Source organism: Halopseudomonas xiamenensis (assembly GCF_014219065.1).
GTDB classification, from domain to species: Bacteria; Pseudomonadota; Gammaproteobacteria; order Pseudomonadales; family Pseudomonadaceae; genus Halopseudomonas; species Halopseudomonas xiamenensis.
Genome location: NZ_JACLGO010000017.1, coordinates 1 through 17080, shown reverse-complemented (window position 1 = coordinate 17080; position 17080 = coordinate 1). Strand labels below are relative to the sequence as shown.

The following is a 17080-nucleotide window of genomic DNA, read 5'->3' as shown; positions in this document are numbered from 1 at the left end:
TTCTGGAGGGGGGTGGGCAGGCTGGTTCTGTATGGGAGACTTTGTCGTCGAGCAGGTGCTTGACAACCCTCCCAGTGTTGCATGGGAGGGCTGCCTTGGTGTGATCAGCCTGCCGCGCGCATATGGCCGAACTCTTCCAGGTTCAGGTGCCACTCGACGGCTTCGCGCAGCAGGTGCGGGGTGTGGCCGCCCTTGGCGCAGGCGCGTTCGAAGTAGTCGTTCAGCGCCTCGCGGTAGTCCGGGTGCACGCAGTTGTCGATCACGGCCCGGGCGCGCTCACGAGGTGCCAGGCCGCGCAGATCAGCCAGGCCCTGCTCGGTGACCAGAATGTCCACGTCATGCTCTGTGTGATCCACGTGGCTGACCATGGGCACTACGCTGGAGATGGCGCCGCCCTTGGCAATCGACTTGGTGACGAAGATCGCCAGGTTGGCGTTGCGGGCGAAATCGCCGGAGCCGCCGATGCCGTTCATCATCCTGGTGCCGCCGACGTGGGTGGAATTGACGTTGCCGTAGATGTCGAACTCCAGCGCGGTGTTGATGCCGATGATGCCCAGCCGGCGGACGATCTCCGGGTGGTTGGACATTTCCTGCGGGCGCATCACCAGCTTGTCCTTGTACTTCTCCAGGTTGCCGAACACGCGCTCGTTGCAGCGGCCGGACAGGGTGATGGAGCAGCCGGAGGCGAACTTCATCTTGCCGGCGTCGATCAGTTCGAAGGTACAGTCCTGCAGCACCTCGGAGTACATCACCAGGTCCTCGAAGGAGGAGTTGATGAAGCCGCACATCACCGCGTTGGCGATGCTGCCGATCCCGGCCTGCAGCGGGCCGAGGTTGTTCGGCAGGCGTCCGGCGGCGACTTCCTTCTCGAAGAAGGTGACCAGGTGATCGGCGATGCCCTGGGTTTCCTCGTCCGGCGGAGTGACCGTGGAGTAGGAGTCGGGCTGGTCGGTGATGACGATGGCGGCGATCTTCGCCGGATCGATCGGGATCGCGGTGCTGCCGATGCGCTGTTCGGAGCTGACCAGGGGGATCGGTGTGCGGGTCGGCCGGTAGGTCGGGATGTAGATATCGTGCAGGCCTTCCAGATTGGGGTTGTGCGCCAGGTTGATCTCGACGACCACCTGCTTGGCGAAGATCGCGAAACTGGCGGAGTTGCCTACCGAGGTGGTCGGTACGATATGGCCTTCCTCGGTGATCGCCACGGCTTCGATGATGGCGATATCGGGCATTTTCAACTGGTGGTTGCGCATCTGCTCGACGGTATCGGACAGGTGCTGGTCGATGAACATCACCTCACCCTGGTTGATCGCCTTACGCAGGGTGGCATCGACCTGGAATGGCATGCGCCGGGCCAGTACCCCGGCTTCGGTCATCTGCTTGTCCAGATCGTTGCCCAGGCTGGCGCCGGTCAGCAGGCTGATCTTCAGCGGCTGCTCCCTGGCGCGCTCGACCAGCGCCAGGGGGACTGCCTTGGCTTCCCCGGCACGGGTGAAACCGCTCATGCCGACGGTCATGCCATCTTCGATCAACAATGCAGCCTCTGCCGCGCCCATGACCTTGTCATGCAGCGCCGGCATGCGAATACGATTTTTGTACATGGAATCAGATACCAGTGGGTGATTTCGAACAGCCGGCAGTCTAGGCCGCCGCTGGGCGGCAGGGCAGTCGACGATGGTCTAATGGGTTCTACTGGCTGAGCAGGAGGCCATCCGGCCAGCTGCAGTGCGGCTGCGCAATCACCCAGCCGACCTGTGGGGCGAAGGCTTCGCTCAATGCCAGATGCCGGGGGTGCTGTTCGATCAGTTCGCCTTGCTCCAGCGTGAACAGGCGGCCGCTGGCTACGCCGTCGCGCAACTCGGCGAGATACAGGTCGGGCTGGTGGTGGTCCAGACGCGCATGCAGTTGGCCGCTTTGTGCATCGAGGAACTCATCGGCATGCAGCGCGCTGAGGTCGCTGCAGGGTGGTGGAGCCAGGCGCATGTGATAGACCAGTTGCAGCGAGTTGGTCGGTAGATGCACATACGCCCGGGGCCGCTCCAGCAGGTTCAGTTCCCGGCACATCACGGCGCGTGCGGCGCCCTGGTGTGGTGTGAGGCTGAACCAGCGCTTGGGGTCCGCCGGCAGGGTATCGGCATAGGGCGCTGGGAGCCAGACTTCCTGGTAGCGCCCCGGTAGCCAGCCCTGGCCGGTTTCCAACAGCAGCTCTTCGGCCAGCTCGGTCATCAGTGTCAGCAGCGGCAGGCGCAGCTCATGGGCCGGAACATAGCCGGACAGCAACTTGAGTACCTCATCGCCGCGATCAGGGCGTTGCTGTCTGACCAGCAGGCGAAATTCCCGTTGTTGCCAGTGCAGAGTGATATCGGCGGACACCCCGAGGTTGGCCACCGTCAACTCGAAGCATTCCGGATCGGCGACCTCTACTAGCTGGCGCAGTGCGAGCATCTGTTCGAAATTCAGCGGGTCACCGACCGGGGAGTAGCGCAATACCTCGGGGCTGGCCTGGACGTGAAGAGCCTGTGTCTTGAATGCGACAGGATTCCTGCGGGCAATGATTCTGGCCATGACGCCCCCTCGTTGGTGCGCTGCGCCAGCAGCGCTTCAATCGTTATTCTTGCCCGCTCGCTCCAGAATACCTGCGACAGTGGTGACGTTCTGGGTCAGGTGCGCCGGGTTGATGGTGCCTATGATGGCGCTGCTGACCGCCGGATGGCTGAATACCAGCTTGAATCCGGCGTTGACCGGGTCTTCGCCCTCAAGACAGATATGTCCGCTGGCGAGTGCTTTTTTTACCAGAATGCCCTTGTTGTGTGACAGGGCAAAGTCGAGAACCGGACGTTCGGCCTGCTCCCGCAGGTTCCAGGTGACCATGGCGCAGTCGCCCTGTTCCAGCGCCTGCAGGCCGCCGGCGACGGTCTTGCCGGAGAAACCGAAAGCCCGGATCAGGCCCTCCTGCTTCAATTGCTGCAGCGCCGGATAGACCTCGTCGGCGAGCACGCTCAGGTCATCGCCATTGGAATGTACCAGCACCAGGTCCAGGTAGTCAGTACATAGCCGTTGCAACGAGCGTTGTACCGAGCGCCGGGTGTGGGTGGCGCTGAAGTCGAACCAGGACTCGCCGTTGGCGAACTCCTCGCCGACCTTGCTGCACAGCACCCAGTCCTGGCGCTGGCCGGCCAGCAACGGGCCCAGCCGCTGTTCGCTGATGCCATAGGCGGGGGCGGTATCCAGCAGGTTGATCCCCAGGTCGCGGCTCAGTGCCAGCAACTCCGCTACCTGCTGATCATCCGGCAGCTCGAAGCCACTGGGGTACTTGACCCCCTGGTTGCGGCCGATCTTGACCGTGCCCAGGCCGAGCGGTGACACCTGCAGGCCGGTGCTGCCCAGCGGGCGGTGATATGGGTGCAGGGTTTTCATGGGAACAGGGTATCCCATACCGGTGGTGCGACACGCGGCTGCGGCAGGCTGGTCACCGGCTGCGGCAGTTGCGGTTGGATCGACTGGCGCTGCAGCTCGGCGATGGCCTGATCGCTGAGGTCCGGGGCCAGCGCGAGCTTGGTTGGCCAGCACACCAGGGTATTGCCGACCGCCTGCACGAAGGCATTATCCGGTCGCACCAGACCGCTCTGCGCCGGTTCGGCACGGGTCACCGGTAGCGTTGCCCATTGGCAGCCCTGCAGATCGACCCAGGGCAGCAGTTCGGCCAGCTCCCGCTGCGCCTGTCGGATCAGTGCGTCAGCAGGCATATCGGTACCCTGTTCGGCCAGTTCACCGCCCAGATACCAGCACCACTGGCCATCGGCGCAGGGGTGGGTGGTGACGGTCACGCGCGGCTTGGGGCTGCTGCCCAGGCAGTGGGCATACAGCGCCGGCAGGGCCGGGCCCTTGACCAGCACCATCTGCAGCGGCCGGCGCTGCATGGCCGGCTGGCTGATGCCGGCGCTGTGCAGCAGCGCCTCGTTGCCTTCCCCGGCCGCGAGCACGTAGCGCCGGGCGTCGATGTGGCAGCCGTCGACCTGTAGCTCGTTGATGCCGCCATGGCTGTCGCCGCTGACCTGTACTGAGCCACTGAGCAGGCTGTTGCCACCCAGCTCCGCCAGCCGGCTTACCACATCGGGAACATCTAGGACCAGCTCGCCCAGGCGGTAGACCTTGCCCTTGAAGGCCGGGTTGGTGAATACCGCCGGCAGCTCGCTGCCCTTGACGCTGTCCACCCGCCCGCGCAACGCCTTGCTGGCGAAGAACCCGGCCAGGTTGCTGATCAGGCTGCCGGGCGACCACAGGTAATGATGCGCCGACAGCACCTTCACCCCGCGCAGATCCAGCTCGCCATCGCCGTCCAGGCAAGCCCGCCAGCGTGCCGGCATGCCGGCGATCGCCTCGGCGGCGGTGCTCAGCTTGCCATGCAGGGCGTATTTGGTGCCGCCATGGATGATGCCCTGCGACTTGCTGCTCTGCCTGCCGCCCAGGGTCTGCGGTTCGATCAGCAGGGTACTGAAGCCCTGCTGGCGCAGGCGGGCGTTCAGCCAGAGGCCGGCAATGCCGCCGCCGAGGATACAGATGTCGGTGTGCAGGGGTGTGCTCATGGGCTCCGCATATGACCGGTGAAAAGGGTCTGTAGTATAGCCATCAGCAGCCTCCCAGGTCACTTCTGCTACTCTATGCCGCGTTCCGGTACTGGAGAAGTGCATGCCCCGTTTTCTGTACAGCCTGATCTTTACCCTGTGTCTGCCGCTGGTGCTGCTGCGCCTGCTGTATCGTGCCTGGCGTGCGCCGGCCTATGCGCGGCGCTGGCCCGAGCGTTTCGCCCTGGGTGGGGACCTGCGTGCCGGCGGTATCTGGGTGCATGCGGTATCGGTGGGCGAGTCCATTGCCGCCGCGCCCATGGTGCGTGAGTTGCTCAGGCGCCATCCGCAGTTGCCGATCACCATCACCTGCATGACGCCAACCGGCTCCGAGCAGATCCGCAAGCTGTTCGGTGACCAGGTCGGGCACGCCTATCTGCCCTATGACCTGCCCTGGTTGCAGCGCCGGCTGATCCGCCGCCTGCAGCCGCGCATCGCGATCATCATGGAAACCGAGCTGTGGCCGAACCTGGTTGCCGAATGCCGGCGTGCCGGGGTGCCTGTGGTACTGGCCAATGCCCGGTTATCACAACGCTCGGCCCGCGGCTACCAGCGGGTCGCCTGGCTGGTACGGCCGATGTTCGCGGCGCTGGACTGGGTGGCGGTGCAGAGCGCTGCCGAAGCTGAGCGCTTTGCCGCGCTGGGTGTGCGGCAGGCGGCGCTGACGGTGACCGGCAGCATCAAGTTCGACCTGAAACCCGCTGCCGCACTGCTGGAGCAGGCTGATCGCTGGCGGGCGCAGTGGGGCGAGCGGCCGGTATGGATCGCCGCCAGCACCCATGCCGGGGAAGATGAGATAGTGCTGGCCGCGCAGCAGCTGATCCTGCGCCGACACCCGCAGGCACTGCTGATCCTGGTGCCACGCCACCCGGAGCGCTTCGATGGTGTCGCCAGGCAGGTCCAGCAGGCGGGGCTGAGCATGGTGCGGCGTAGCGAGGGCATGATGCCGGGCATGGCGGACCAGGTGTTTCTCGGCGACAGCATGGGTGAGCTGATGCAGTTCTACGCCTGCGCGGACATGGCCTTTGTCGGCGGCTCGCTGATTGCCGGCGGTGGGCACAACTACCTGGAGCCGGCGGCGCTGGGGTTGCCGGTATTGTCCGGGCCGCATAGGTTCAACTTCACCGAGATCAGTGAGCTGTTGGAGCAGGCCGGGGCGCTGGTCGAGGTGGCCGACGCCGAGGCGTTGGCCGGGCAGGTGATACGCTGGCTCGACGATACCGGAGTCGCCCGGCAGGCCGGTGCAGCAGGGCAGGCGGTGGTGAAGGCCAACCAGGGTGCTCTGGAGAAGTTGCTGCAGGGGATTGCAGGGCTGCTGTAGAAAAGGGGGGAGCGCCCTGGTCCGCGTTCGGGCGCTACGCCGTGCGAGCCTGTGGTGGCGCTGTCGTCGAGCGGGCGCTCGACGACCCGGGGCATGCGACCTTGAAGGGTGGGTGCCACCACCAGTGGGAGCGCCGCCCCGGCGCGAATCGAGCTGGCAGTGAATATTGCCTTGCAGGCTTTGCAGCGTTGGTGAGCACCGATCGCCGCGGGGCGCGGCTCCCACTCTCACCCCACTCTCACCCCACTCTCACCCCACACTATCCCTATCTTCCCCCTCCCCGGATCAATCCTTCAGAACGAGGTACGCATACGCCGCTGCTGCTCATTGAGCGACGGCTGCGGCTGGCTACCGCCGATGTTCATGCGGCGGATCTCCTGCTCGGTGAACGGCGGGATGAAGTCGCGGTCCGGGTCGTAGTCGGCTTTCAGCCAGGCTGACAGGTCTTCCAGATCCTGCGGACTGAGGGTGCCTGCGGCCTGCTTCAGGCCGAGGTTGTCGAGGATGTAGTTGTAGCGCGCATCGTTGTAGTCGCGCACCGCGCGGTACAGGTTGCGTTGCGCGTCCAGCACGTCCACCACGTTGCGGGTACCCACTTCGTAGCCGGTCTGGGTGGCATCCAGTGCCGCCTTGGAGGAAATGATCGACTGGCGCCGGGCTTCGACTTCCTCGACGCTGGAGGTCACGGTGCGGAACAGGTTGCGCGTGCGTTCGACGATGCGTCGCAGCTCGGCCTCGCTGGCCTGCTCGGCCTGGGTCAGGCGGAAGGTGGACTCGCGCACCCGCGAGGTGGTGCCGCCACCGGTGAACAGCGGCAGGGTCATTTCCACGCCGAACTGGGTCAGTTCGGTATCGCCGGTGCCGGCGACGCCGGCGCCTACGCCACCCAGGCGCGCGCCGCCATAGCTGTCGCTGTAGCGCACGAAGGCATCCACCACCGGAGCATAGCCGGCCTTGCTGCTGCGCAGCGCATCGGAGGCGCTGTCGATCGCCAGGCGGTAGGCCTGCAGCGACAGGTTCTGCGCCGCGGCGGTATCGACCCACTGCTGCATGTCGCCCGGGATTGGTGCCAGGATTGGCAGGTCGTGGCCCATGCCGAGCAGTTCCGGGTGATCGCGGTTGGTCAGGCGGGTCAATGCCTGATAGCTGACATCCAGGTTGGTGCTGGCGGTGATCCGCGTGGCACGGGCGGTATCGAAACCGGCCAGTGCTTCCAGCACGTCGGTGCGGGCGGACAGGCCGACCTCGAAACGCTCACGGGCCTGCTCCAGCTGGCGCTCGAAGGCGGCCTCCTCGGCACGGGCGGTGGCCAGGTTGTCGGAGGCGCGCAGCACATTGAAGTAGGCCTGGGCCACGTCCATGATCAGTTGCTGCTGCACCGCGGAGAACTCGACCCGGGCCTGCTCGGTCTGGGACTTGGCGGCCTGGTAGTTGAACCAGCGGTCGGCGCGGAACAGCGGCTGGGTCAGGCTGGCCTGGTAGTAGTGGGTGGAATAGCTGTCGCTGCCGCGGTCTTCGATATCCACGTGTTCGCGGGCAACACCGGCACCCAGGCCGATACTCGGCAGCAACTGGGCGCGGGCCTGTGGCAGCACTTCCTGGCGGGCCAGGGCGTCGGCTTCGGCGGCGGCCAGGTCGGCGCTGTTGAGCAGGGCTTCCTGATAGATGGTCAGCAGATCGGATTTGGCCAGGGCCGGGCCGGACAGGCCAGCCAGCACGATGGCGAGATAAAGAGGGCGCAGCATGCAGAGATCCTTCGCATGAGGGACTGGGTTAATCCACCAAGGCTAAAGAGCTGCAGGCCGCCGGTCAAGGGCAAGCGCAGCGGCTTGTCGTCGGGCGGGCTTGCCGGCGGCGTCCAGAGGCTCTAAGCTGCAGGCTCATCTTGACGGGGTGCCGACGCTTTTGTGCCGGCTGAGACTTCACCCGTTGAACCTGATCCGGTTAGTACCGGCGTAGGAATCGAGATGCGCACCTCTGCATTGCCCCGTTCCGGGGTGCTGGCCCGTGCCGCTTCGGTTCCCTGTGTTGTTTACATACAGTGGAGCATAATAATGACCAGTCGCTTGCCTGATACCGCCATTGCCCATTCCGGTGCCGATGGTGCCGCCACCCAACCCATGCCCAATTCGCGCAAGGTCTACGTGACCGGCTCGCGGCCCGATATCCGCGTACCCATGCGCGAGATCAGCCTGGCCGACACCCGTACCGATCGCGGGGTGGAGAAGAACCCGCCGGTGCTGGTGTACGACACCTCCGGTCCCTATACCGACCCTGCGGTGAACATCGACCTGCGCGCCGGCCTGGCGGATGTGCGCGGGGCGTGGATCGACGAGCGCGGGGATACCGAGGTGCTGCCCGGCCTCAGCTCGGAATTCGGTAATACCCGTCTGTCCGATCCATCATTGGACCACCTGCGCTTCGCCCACCTGCGCACCCCGCGCCGGGCGCGGGCCGGGCACAACGTGACCCAGATGCATTACGCGCGCAAGGGCATCATCACCCCGGAGATGGAATTCGTCGCCATCCGCGAGAACATGAAGCTGCAGGAGGCGCGCGCCGCCGGCCTGCTCGCCGAGCAGCACCCGGGCCACAGCTTCGGCGCCAGCATCCCCGGAGAGATCACCGCCGAATTCGTGCGTGAGGAAATTGCCCGGGGCCGCGCCATCATCCCGGCGAACATCAACCACCCGGAACTGGAGCCGATGATCATCGGCCGCAACTTCCTGGTGAAGATCAATGGCAACCTCGGTAACTCGGCACTGGGTTCGAGCATCGACGAAGAGGTCGAGAAGATGACCTGGGGCATCCGCTGGGGTGCCGATACCATCATGGACCTGTCCACCGGCAAGAACATCCATGAAACCCGCGAATGGATCATCCGCAACGCGCCGGTACCGATCGGCACTGTGCCCATCTACCAGGCGCTGGAGAAGGTCGATGGCATTGCCGAAAACCTGACCTGGGAAATCTTCCGCGATACGCTGATCGAGCAGGCCGAGCAGGGTGTGGATTACTTCACCATCCATGCCGGGGTGCTGCTGCGCTATGTGCCGATGACCGCCAAGCGGGTCACTGGCATCGTCAGCCGGGGTGGTTCGATCATGGCCAAGTGGTGCCTGGCGCATCACCAGGAGAACTTCCTCTATACCCACTTCGAGGAAATCTGCCAGATCATGAAGGCCTACGACGTGTCCTTCTCCCTGGGCGATGGCCTGCGTCCCGGCTCGATCGCCGATGCCAACGACGAAGCCCAGTTCGGCGAGCTGGAGACCCTTGGTGAACTGACCAAGATTGCCTGGAAGCACGATGTGCAGGTGATGATCGAGGGCCCCGGCCACGTGCCGATGCAACTGATCAAGGAGAACATGGACAAGCAGCTGGAATGCTGTGACGAGGCGCCGTTCTATACCTTGGGGCCGCTGACCACCGATATCGCGCCGGGTTACGACCACATCACCAGTGGCATCGGCGCGGCGATGATCGGCTGGTTCGGTTGCGCCATGCTCTGTTACGTCACACCCAAGGAACACCTGGGCCTGCCCAACCGCGACGATGTGAAGACCGGCATCATCACCTACAAAATCGCCGCGCATGCCGCCGACCTGGCCAAGGGGCATCCTGGCGCGCAGATCCGTGACAATGCGCTGTCCAAGGCGCGTTTCGAGTTCCGCTGGGAGGACCAGTTCAACCTCGGCCTGGACCCGGATACCGCGCGTGCCTTCCATGACGAGACGTTGCCCAAGGAGTCGGCCAAGGTCGCGCATTTCTGCTCCATGTGCGGGCCGAAGTTCTGCTCGATGAAGATCACCCAGGAAGTGCGCGACTACGCCGCTGCCCAGCGTATCGAGACCGTGGATGTGGCGGTAGAGGAGGGCATGCGCGCCAAGTCCTCGGAGTTCCGTCAGGCGGGTTCGCAGCTCTACCAGAAGGTGTAGGGCATGTCAGCCCTTGCCTCGGCCTGCTCCGATATGCGAGTTTAAAAGCCCGACCATTGGGCATGTCTTTTTCAGGGGCGATTATTTGACCGATTTCAACCAGCAGGATGTCGAGATCCTGCGCCGTGAACCGGGTTTCCGTGGTTTCTACCGGCTGGATGTGCTGACCCTGCGTCACCGCCTGTTCGCCGGTGGCTGGGGCCCGGAGCTGCGCCGTGAGCTGTTCGTGCGGCCGGATGCGGTGTGCGTGCTGCCCTATGATCCCTGGCAGGACACCCTGGTGCTGGTCGAGCAGATGCGCGTCGGCGCCCTGGACAAGCGCAGCAGCCCATGGATGCTGGAACTGGTCGCCGGCCTGTTCGACGCCGATGAAAGCGCCGAACAGGTGGCCCACCGCGAGGCCCGGGAGGAAGCCGGCCTCGACCTGTTGCAGCTGACTCCGATCACCCGCTATTTCCCGTCGCCGGGCGGCAGCAACGAGCAGGTGTATCTGTACTGCGCCACGGTGGACAGCCGCGGCGTGGGGGGTGTGCATGGGCTGGCCGAGGAGGGCGAGGACATTCGCGTCAGCGTGCTGCCGCGCAGCGAGGCATTGCAGGCGCTGGAGCAGGGCCGGATCGACAATGCCGCCAGCATCATCGCCCTGCAGTGGCTCGAGCTGCATGGCCAGCGCCTGCGTGAACAGGCGGGGCCGCAACCATGACTGCACTGCTGGCCAAGCCGCGTTACCGGGTCGACCTGTCCTCGCTGCAGGCGGTATGCGAGACCAATTTCTTCCGCCTGCGTCAGTTGATGCCGGAGATGGCTGCGCAGGACGAGTGGCATATCCTGGTGGATGCCGATGACCAGCCGCAGCGGCTGGTGATGCGGGTGATCGAGCGGTGCCGCTACACCACCACGCTGCAGTTGCGCCATGAAAAACAGCAGGACTGGCTGGCGCCGCCGAGCATGGAGGTGCGGCTGTATCATGATGCGCGCATGGCCGAGGTGGTGGCCGCCTATAACCGCCGGCGTTTCCGTGGTGTTTATCCCTATCCCAACGAGCAGATGCTGCAGCCGGACGAGAAGTACCAGCTCAATCTGTTTCTCGGCGAATGGCTGGGCTATTGCCAGCGTTATGGGCAGAGCGCCCAGCCGGTGCTGATCGGTCGCTGAACTACACAAGTGTGATCCAGTCACTGGATTGTCCCTGTGTCTATTGCGATCATGTCGGGTAACTATTCAGGAGCGGGCCAGATGCCACCATCCGACGCCAGTCAATCCCCTGATTCCGTCTGCGTGATCCAGCTGACGGACAGCCATATCTTCGCCGAGCCACAGCAGCGTCTGCTGGGGCTCGATACCCTGGAATCACTGAATGCGGTGATCGACCAGGTGCTCGCCGAACGTCCGCAGATCGATCTGGTGCTGGCCACCGGTGATATCACCCAGGACGGGTCGGCTGCGGCCTACCAGCGCTTCATCGACGCCGTGGCGCGTATTCCCCAGGATTGCCATTGGCTGCCCGGCAACCATGACGACGCCGCGCTGATGGCCGAGCTGGGGCAGGCGCTGGGACTCAATCGGGCCTGGGTCGATATCGGCCAGTGGCGTATCGTGCTGCTGGACTCGAGCGTGCCCGGTAGCGTTGCCGGGTATCTGGATGCGCAGCAGCTGGCGCGCCTGGACCAGGCGCTGGCCGGCGCCGGTCAACGGCATCTATTGATCTGCCTGCACCATCATCCGGTGTCGATCGGTAGCGACTGGATGGAACCAATCGGGCTGGGCAATGCCGACCAGTTGTGGGCGCGGCTGGATGCCGATCCGCGGGTACGCGGGGTGCTCTGGGGGCATATCCACCAGCTCCTGGAGCAGCAGCGCGGCGCCATCCGCCTGCTGGCAAGCCCCTCGACCTGCGTGCAGTTCGCCGTGGCCAGCAGCGATTTCGCCACCGACAACCAGCCGCCGGGGTATCGTTGGCTGCGCCTGTATGATGATGGCCGCATCGATACCGCCGTTTCGCGCTTGCCGGCGGGCAGCTTTCTGCCGGATGCGGGTGCCTCGGGGTATTAGGGAAACGCTGAACAATTCCTTACCCGTCATCCTTCGCGCAGGCGAAGGATCCAGGGTGCCGGCTGACTCGGGGTGGCCGGTGGATCCTTCGCCTGCGCGAAGGATGACGAGGGTGGGGACGAAGAGTAACGAGGTCCCAGATTGTGTCGGGTCAAGATAGGGATTTATTCAGCGTTTCCTTAGGTTTCATCGCAAGCCGGGCATGCGGCGCTGTCGTATAGAATGCTATGCTGGGCCACCGCAGTGGGAGGCAGCCCCGCTCTGATTGATCAAGGAAAACCAGACACTCTATGTCCCAATCGTCCTATAACGCCGATGATATCGAAGTACTCAGCGGTCTGGACCCGGTGCGTCGCCGTCCGGGCATGTACACCGACACCACCCGCCCCAATCACCTTGCCCAGGAAGTCATAGACAACAGTGTCGACGAGGCGCTGGCCGCGCATGCCCGGGCCATCACCGTTATCCTGCACCAGGATAATGCCCTGGAGGTCATCGATGACGGGCGCGGCATGCCGGTGGATATCCACCCCGAGGAGGGTGTCTCCGGGGTCGAACTGATCCTTACCCGCTTGCACGCCGGCGGCAAGTTCTCCGGCAAGAACTACCAGTTCTCCGGTGGTTTGCACGGGGTGGGCATTTCCGTGGTCAACGCGCTGTCGCTGCGACTGGAAGTGCGGGTGCGGCGTGACGGCCAGGAGTATGCCATCGCCTTCGAGAACGGCGACAAGGTCAGCGAGCTGGAAGTGGTCGGCAGCGTGGGCAAGCGCAATACCGGTACCACGGTCAAGTTCTGGCCCAACGGCAGCTACTTCGATACGCCGAAATTCAACGTCAATCGCCTGTTGCACCTGCTCAAGGCCAAGGCGGTGCTGTGCCCTGGCCTGCGCGTCGATTTCGACGACCGCCAGTCCGGCGAGAAGCACAGCTGGTATTACGAGGACGGCCTGCGTGACTATCTGGTCGATGCCTGCTCGCAGTGGCCGACCCTGCCGGAAACGCCCTTCACCGGCGCGCTGGCTGCCAGCAAGGAAGCGGTGGACTGGGCGTTGTTCTGGCAGCCCGAGGGCGGCGAGCTGGTACAGGAAAGCTACGTCAACCTGATTCCCACCGCCCAGGGCGGCACCCATGTCAATGGCCTGCGCTCGGGGTTGCTGGAGGCGATTCGCGAGTTTTGCGAGTTCCGCAACCTGTTGCCGCGGGGCGTCAAGCTGGCGCCTGAGGACGTCTGGGAGCGGGTCAGCTACGTGCTGTCGGTGAAGATGGCCGAGCCGCAGTTCTCCGGGCAGACCAAGGAGCGACTGTCCTCCCGGGAATCCGCCTCATTCGTCGCCGGAGTGGTCAAGGATGCCTTCAGCCTGTGGCTGAACCAGCATGCCGATATCGGCCAGCAGATCGCCGAAATGGCCATCGACCACGCCAGTCGCCGCCTGAAGGCGAGCAAGAAGATCGAGCGCAAGCGCATCACCCAGGGGCCGGCATTGCCCGGCAAGCTGGCCGACTGTGCCGGGCAGGGCAGCCGTCGTTCCGAGCTGTTCCTGGTGGAGGGCGACTCGGCCGGCGGCAGCGCCAAGCAGGCGCGGGACAAGGAGTTCCAGGCGATCATGCCGCTGCGTGGCAAGATCCTCAATACCTGGGAGGTGGACTCCGGGCAGGTGCTGGCCTCCCAGGAGGTGCACAATATCGCCATCGCCATCGGCGTGGACCCCGGCTCGCCGGACCTGTCGCAACTGCGCTACGGCAAGATCTGCATCCTCGCCGATGCCGACTCCGACGGCCTGCACATCGCCACCCTGCTGTGCGCGCTGTTCGTGCGGCATTTCCGTGCGTTGGTCGAGGCCGGGCATGTGTTCGTCGCCATGCCGCCGCTGTACCGCATCGATATCGGCAAGGAGGTGTTCTACGCGCTGGACGACGCGGAGAAGGCCGGCATCCTCGATCGCATCGAGGCCGAGGGCAAGCGCGGCAAGATACAGGTGACCCGCTTCAAGGGCCTCGGCGAGATGAACCCGCTGCAGCTGCGGGAAACCACCATGGCCCCGGATACCCGGCGTCTGGTGCAATTGACCGTGGATGACATGGCCGGCACCGAGGCGTTGATGGACATGCTGCTGGCGAAGAAGCGCGCCAGCGACCGCAAGCAGTGGCTGGAAAGCAAGGGTAATCTGGCTGAGGTGCTGGCGTGATGGGCCATCCATGAGCGCCGGCCCGCCGCCTGACCGGCGGCTCGGCACCGTGATGCTGGTGCTGGCCTGGATCGTCGGGCTGGCATTGGCCGCGCAGTGGTTTTCCGGGTTGGAGGAACGTCGGCGCAACCCCAACCAGCAGCCGATGTCGCTGCACGTGGGCGAGACGGTAGAAGTGCACCTGGAGCGCAACCGCCACGGCCACTATCTGGCGACCGGCCAGATCAACGGCCAGCCGGTGACCTTCCTGTTGGATACCGGCGCTACCTTCGTTGCCGTGCCCGCTGCGCTGGCCGAACGCCTGCAGTTGGTGCGTGGCCGGCCGATCATGGTCAATACCGCCAACGGCCTGACCGAGAGCTGGAGCACCCGTATCGATAGCCTGCAGCTGGGCGACATCCAGCTGCATGATGTCAGTGCCGGCATCGTGCCGGGAATTGTCGGCGAGGATGTGCTGCTGGGCATGAGCGCCCTGCGGCAACTGGATTTCACCCAGCGCGGAGGTGAAATGATTTTGCGTCAACATCTAGAGAGCAACTATGAGTGACAGTCTGGATCTGAGCCTGGAAGGCGTTGAGCGCCGCTCACTGTCGTCGTTTACCGAAGAAGCCTACCTGAACTACTCCATGTACGTGATCATGGATCGTGCGCTGCCGCATATCGGCGATGGTCTCAAGCCGGTGCAGCGACGCATCGTCTATGCCATGAGCGAACTGGGCCTGTCGGCAGGCTCCAAGCACAAGAAGTCCGCGCGCACCGTGGGTGATGTGCTGGGCAAATACCACCCGCATGGCGACTTGGCCTGCTACGAAGCCATGGTGCTGATGGCCCAGCCGTTCTCCTACCGCTATCCGCTGGTGGACGGGCAGGGCAACTGGGGTGCCCCGGACGATCCCAAGTCGTTCGCCGCGATGCGCTATACCGAGGCGCGTCTGGCCCGCTACAGCGAGGTACTGCTGAGCGAGCTGGGGCAGGGCACGGTGGACTGGCAGCCGAACTTCGACGGTACCCTGGACGAGCCCATGGTGCTGCCGGCGCGCCTGCCCAACCTGTTGCTCAACGGCACCACTGGTATCGCCGTGGGCATGGCCACCGACATTCCGCCGCACAACCTGCGCGAGGTGGCCGCCGCCTGCGTGCGCCTGCTGGACGACCCGGGCGCCGGGCTGGACGAGCTGATGGAGCATGTCCAGGGGCCGGACTTCCCCACCGAGGCGGAGATCATCACCCCGCGCCGCGAGCTGCTCAATCTCTACGCCACCGGTCGTGGTTCGATTCGCTGTCGCGCGGTGTGGTCCCGCGAGGATGGCGACATCGTCATCACCGCGCTGCCGCACCAGGTATCCGGCGCCCGGGTACTGGAACAGATCGCTGCGCAGATGCAGGCCAAGAAGCTGCCGCTGGTAGCCGACCTGCGCGACGAGTCCGACCATGAGAATCCGACGCGCATCGTCATAGTGCCGCGCTCCAACCGGGTGGATGCCGATGAGCTGATGCAGCACCTGTTCGCCACCACCGACCTGGAGAACAGCTACCGGGTCAACATGAACGTGATCGGCACCGATGGTCGCCCGGCGGTAAAGGGGCTGCACGCCATGATCAGCGAGTGGCTGGGCTTCCGTATCAGCACCGTGCGCCGGCGCCTGCAGTTCCGACTGGACAAGGTGCTGGCACGTCTGCACCTGTTGGACGGCTTGCTGGTGGCCTTCCTCAACCTGGATGAGGTGATCGAGATCATCCGCAACGAGGACCAGCCCAAGGCCGTGCTGATGGCCCGTTTCGAGCTGAGCGAGTTGCAGGCTGACTACATCCTCGATACGCGCCTGCGCCAGCTGGCGCGGCTGGAGGAAATGAAGATCCGCGGCGAGCAGGACGCCCTGGCCAAGGAGCGCGACCAGCTGCAGAAGGTGCTGGGCAGCGAGAAGCTGCTGCGCAAGACCGTACGCGGTGAACTGATCGCCGATGCTGAAACCTATGGCGACGAGCGCCGTTCGCCGTTGGTCGAGCGCGAGGAGGCACGTGCCCTGTCGGAAACCGAACTGGTACCCTCCGAGCCGGTCAGCGTGGTGCTGTCCGAGCGGGGTTGGGCGCGTTGCGCCAAGGGCCACGACGTTGACGGCGCGGGCATGTCCTACCGTGCTGGTGACAGCTTCCTGGCCCAGGCCAGTGGCCGCTCCAACCAACAGGCGGTATTCCTCGACTCGACCGGGCGCAGTTACTCGCTGGCGGCGCACAGCCTGCCGTCGGCGCGCGGACAGGGCGAGCCGCTGACCGGTCGCCTGAGTCCGCCGTCCGGCGCCGAGTTCGTCGGCGTGTTGCTGCCGGAGGACCAGCAGCTGTACTTGCTGGCCTCGGATGCCGGCTATGGCTTCGTGGTGCAGGGCGCTGATCTGCAGGCCAAGAACAAGAACGGCAAGGCGTTGCTGAGCCTGCCGGAAGGCAGCCGGGTGCTGGCTCCGGTACCGGTCAATCAGCGTGAGAGTGACCTGGTGGTGGCCATCTCCAACGAAGGCCGCCTGCTGGTATTCCCGCTGACCGACCTGCCGCAGCTGTCCAAAGGCAAGGGCAACAAGATACTGTCAGTGCCATCGGCACGGGTGAAGAGTCGCGAGGAGTTCCTGCTGGCGCTGGCCCTGCTGCCACAGGGCGCCAACCTGGTGCTCACCGCCGGCAAACGCACCCTGACCCTCAAGCCGGCGGATCTGGAGCATTATCGTGGCGAGCGCGGGCGGCGGGGCAACAAGCTGCCGCGTGGCTTCCAGAAGGTGGATGGGCTGCAGGTCGAGGTCTGAGTCGATCCCGGGCGTCCAGCGGACGCCCATCGCGGCGAGGCGCCGCTCCCACACATCCTGCAGCCGCTTTGTTTGTACTGCTGCCTCTTTGTGGGAGATTCTATGGTTCCAGGCAACCCTCAACCTGATGTTTTTGGTTGATAGGCTGTCTGGTGCTGCATCAGTG

The 17080-nt window shown here is 64.8% G+C and carries 13 protein-coding genes and 1 riboswitch; of the genes, 8 read left to right on the top strand and 5 right to left on the bottom strand.

Annotation, left to right across the window (positions count from 1 at the left end):
- Window positions 1-104: 104 nt before the first annotated feature.
- The 4 genes from H6X51_RS12240 to H6X51_RS12225 form a co-directional block, all read right to left on the bottom strand.
- Window positions 105-1601 carry an acetyl-CoA hydrolase/transferase family protein gene (locus H6X51_RS12240; protein WP_185267773.1) on the bottom strand — a complete coding sequence of 499 codons (1497 nt, stop codon included), beginning with the start codon at window positions 1599-1601 and terminating at the stop codon, window positions 105-107.
- An 88-nt stretch (window positions 1602-1689) separates the two neighbouring features.
- A complete protein-coding gene (locus H6X51_RS12235) occupies window positions 1690-2565 on the bottom strand; it encodes a type VI secretion system Vgr family protein (RefSeq protein ID WP_185267772.1) in 876 nt (291 codons plus the stop codon).
- A gap of 36 nt (window positions 2566-2601) precedes the next feature.
- Window positions 2602-3417 carry an aldo/keto reductase gene (locus tag H6X51_RS12230; protein WP_185267771.1) on the bottom strand — a complete coding sequence of 272 codons (816 nt, stop codon included), beginning with the start codon at window positions 3415-3417 and terminating at the stop codon, window positions 2602-2604.
- Window positions 3414-4586 (bottom strand): FAD-dependent oxidoreductase, encoded by a 1173-nt coding sequence (locus H6X51_RS12225; protein WP_185267770.1) that lies wholly within the window; start codon window positions 4584-4586, stop codon window positions 3414-3416. Before H6X51_RS12225 ends, H6X51_RS12230 begins: the two co-directional genes overlap by 4 nt.
- A gap of 103 nt (window positions 4587-4689) precedes the next feature.
- Between H6X51_RS12225 and waaA the strand changes: the two genes are divergently transcribed.
- Window positions 4690-5946 (top strand): lipid IV(A) 3-deoxy-D-manno-octulosonic acid transferase, encoded by a 1257-nt coding sequence (waaA, locus tag H6X51_RS12220; protein WP_185267769.1) that lies wholly within the window; start codon window positions 4690-4692, stop codon window positions 5944-5946.
- Between the two features lie 293 nt (window positions 5947-6239).
- Here waaA and H6X51_RS12215 read toward each other — a convergent pair whose 3' ends face one another.
- Window positions 6240-7691, bottom strand: coding sequence for a TolC family outer membrane protein (locus tag H6X51_RS12215; protein WP_185267768.1), 1452 nt, complete (start codon window positions 7689-7691; stop codon window positions 6240-6242).
- Between the two features lie 134 nt (window positions 7692-7825).
- A riboswitch (TPP riboswitch) is annotated at window positions 7826-7925 on the top strand.
- A 75-nt stretch (window positions 7926-8000) separates the two neighbouring features.
- Here H6X51_RS12215 and thiC point away from each other — a divergent pair.
- From thiC to parC, 7 genes are all read left to right on the top strand, one after another.
- Window positions 8001-9884 carry a phosphomethylpyrimidine synthase ThiC gene (thiC, locus tag H6X51_RS12210; RefSeq protein ID WP_185267767.1) on the top strand — a complete coding sequence of 628 codons (1884 nt, stop codon included), beginning with the start codon at window positions 8001-8003 and terminating at the stop codon, window positions 9882-9884.
- Window positions 9885-9969: 85 nt separating this feature from the next.
- On the top strand, window positions 9970-10587 hold the full coding sequence (locus H6X51_RS12205; RefSeq protein WP_185267766.1) for an NUDIX domain-containing protein: 618 nt from the start codon (window positions 9970-9972) through the stop codon (window positions 10585-10587).
- On the top strand, window positions 10584-11039 hold the full coding sequence (locus H6X51_RS12200) for a DUF1249 domain-containing protein (RefSeq protein WP_185267765.1): 456 nt from the start codon (window positions 10584-10586) through the stop codon (window positions 11037-11039). The genes H6X51_RS12205 and H6X51_RS12200 overlap by 4 nt, the downstream gene beginning before the upstream one ends.
- Before the next feature lie 81 nt (window positions 11040-11120).
- The gene (gene cpdA / locus H6X51_RS12195) at window positions 11121-11936 is read left to right on the top strand and encodes a 3',5'-cyclic-AMP phosphodiesterase (RefSeq protein WP_185267764.1); all 816 of its coding nucleotides are present in this window, start codon (window positions 11121-11123) and stop codon (window positions 11934-11936) included.
- A gap of 290 nt (window positions 11937-12226) precedes the next feature.
- On the top strand, window positions 12227-14122 hold the full coding sequence (parE, locus tag H6X51_RS12190) for a DNA topoisomerase IV subunit B (protein WP_185267763.1): 1896 nt from the start codon (window positions 12227-12229) through the stop codon (window positions 14120-14122).
- Between the two features lie 10 nt (window positions 14123-14132).
- Window positions 14133-14669 carry a retropepsin-like aspartic protease family protein gene (locus H6X51_RS12185; protein WP_235991325.1) on the top strand — a complete coding sequence of 179 codons (537 nt, stop codon included), beginning with the start codon at window positions 14133-14135 and terminating at the stop codon, window positions 14667-14669.
- Window positions 14662-16914, top strand: a complete 2253-nt coding sequence (gene parC / locus H6X51_RS12180; protein ID WP_185267762.1) for a DNA topoisomerase IV subunit A — start codon at window positions 14662-14664, stop codon at window positions 16912-16914. Before H6X51_RS12185 ends, parC begins: the two co-directional genes overlap by 8 nt.
- Window positions 16915-17080 lie beyond the last annotated feature (166 nt).

What these genes read in the sequence shown, in the direction of transcription:
- H6X51_RS12240 (WP_185267773.1), bottom strand. Translation starts at nt 1,601, where the DNA reads ATGTACAAAAATCGTATTCGCATGCCGGCGCTGCATGACAAGGTCATG.
- H6X51_RS12235 (WP_185267772.1), bottom strand. Translation starts at nt 2,565, where the DNA reads ATGGCCAGAATCATTGCCCGCAGGAATCCTGTCGCATTCAAGACACAG.
- H6X51_RS12230 (WP_185267771.1), bottom strand. Translation starts at nt 3,417, where the DNA reads ATGAAAACCCTGCACCCATATCACCGCCCGCTGGGCAGCACCGGCCTG.
- H6X51_RS12225 (WP_185267770.1), bottom strand. Translation starts at nt 4,586, where the DNA reads ATGAGCACACCCCTGCACACCGACATCTGTATCCTCGGCGGCGGCATT.
- waaA (WP_185267769.1), top strand. Translation starts at nt 4,690, where the DNA reads ATGCCCCGTTTTCTGTACAGCCTGATCTTTACCCTGTGTCTGCCGCTG.
- H6X51_RS12215 (WP_185267768.1), bottom strand. Translation starts at nt 7,691, where the DNA reads ATGCTGCGCCCTCTTTATCTCGCCATCGTGCTGGCTGGCCTGTCCGGC.
- thiC (WP_185267767.1), top strand. Translation starts at nt 8,001, where the DNA reads ATGACCAGTCGCTTGCCTGATACCGCCATTGCCCATTCCGGTGCCGAT.
- H6X51_RS12200 (WP_185267765.1), top strand. Translation starts at nt 10,584, where the DNA reads ATGACTGCACTGCTGGCCAAGCCGCGTTACCGGGTCGACCTGTCCTCG.
- cpdA (WP_185267764.1), top strand. Translation starts at nt 11,121, where the DNA reads ATGCCACCATCCGACGCCAGTCAATCCCCTGATTCCGTCTGCGTGATC.
- parE (WP_185267763.1), top strand. Translation starts at nt 12,227, where the DNA reads ATGTCCCAATCGTCCTATAACGCCGATGATATCGAAGTACTCAGCGGT.
- H6X51_RS12185 (WP_235991325.1), top strand. Translation starts at nt 14,133, where the DNA reads ATGAGCGCCGGCCCGCCGCCTGACCGGCGGCTCGGCACCGTGATGCTG.
- parC (WP_185267762.1), top strand. Translation starts at nt 14,662, where the DNA reads ATGAGTGACAGTCTGGATCTGAGCCTGGAAGGCGTTGAGCGCCGCTCA.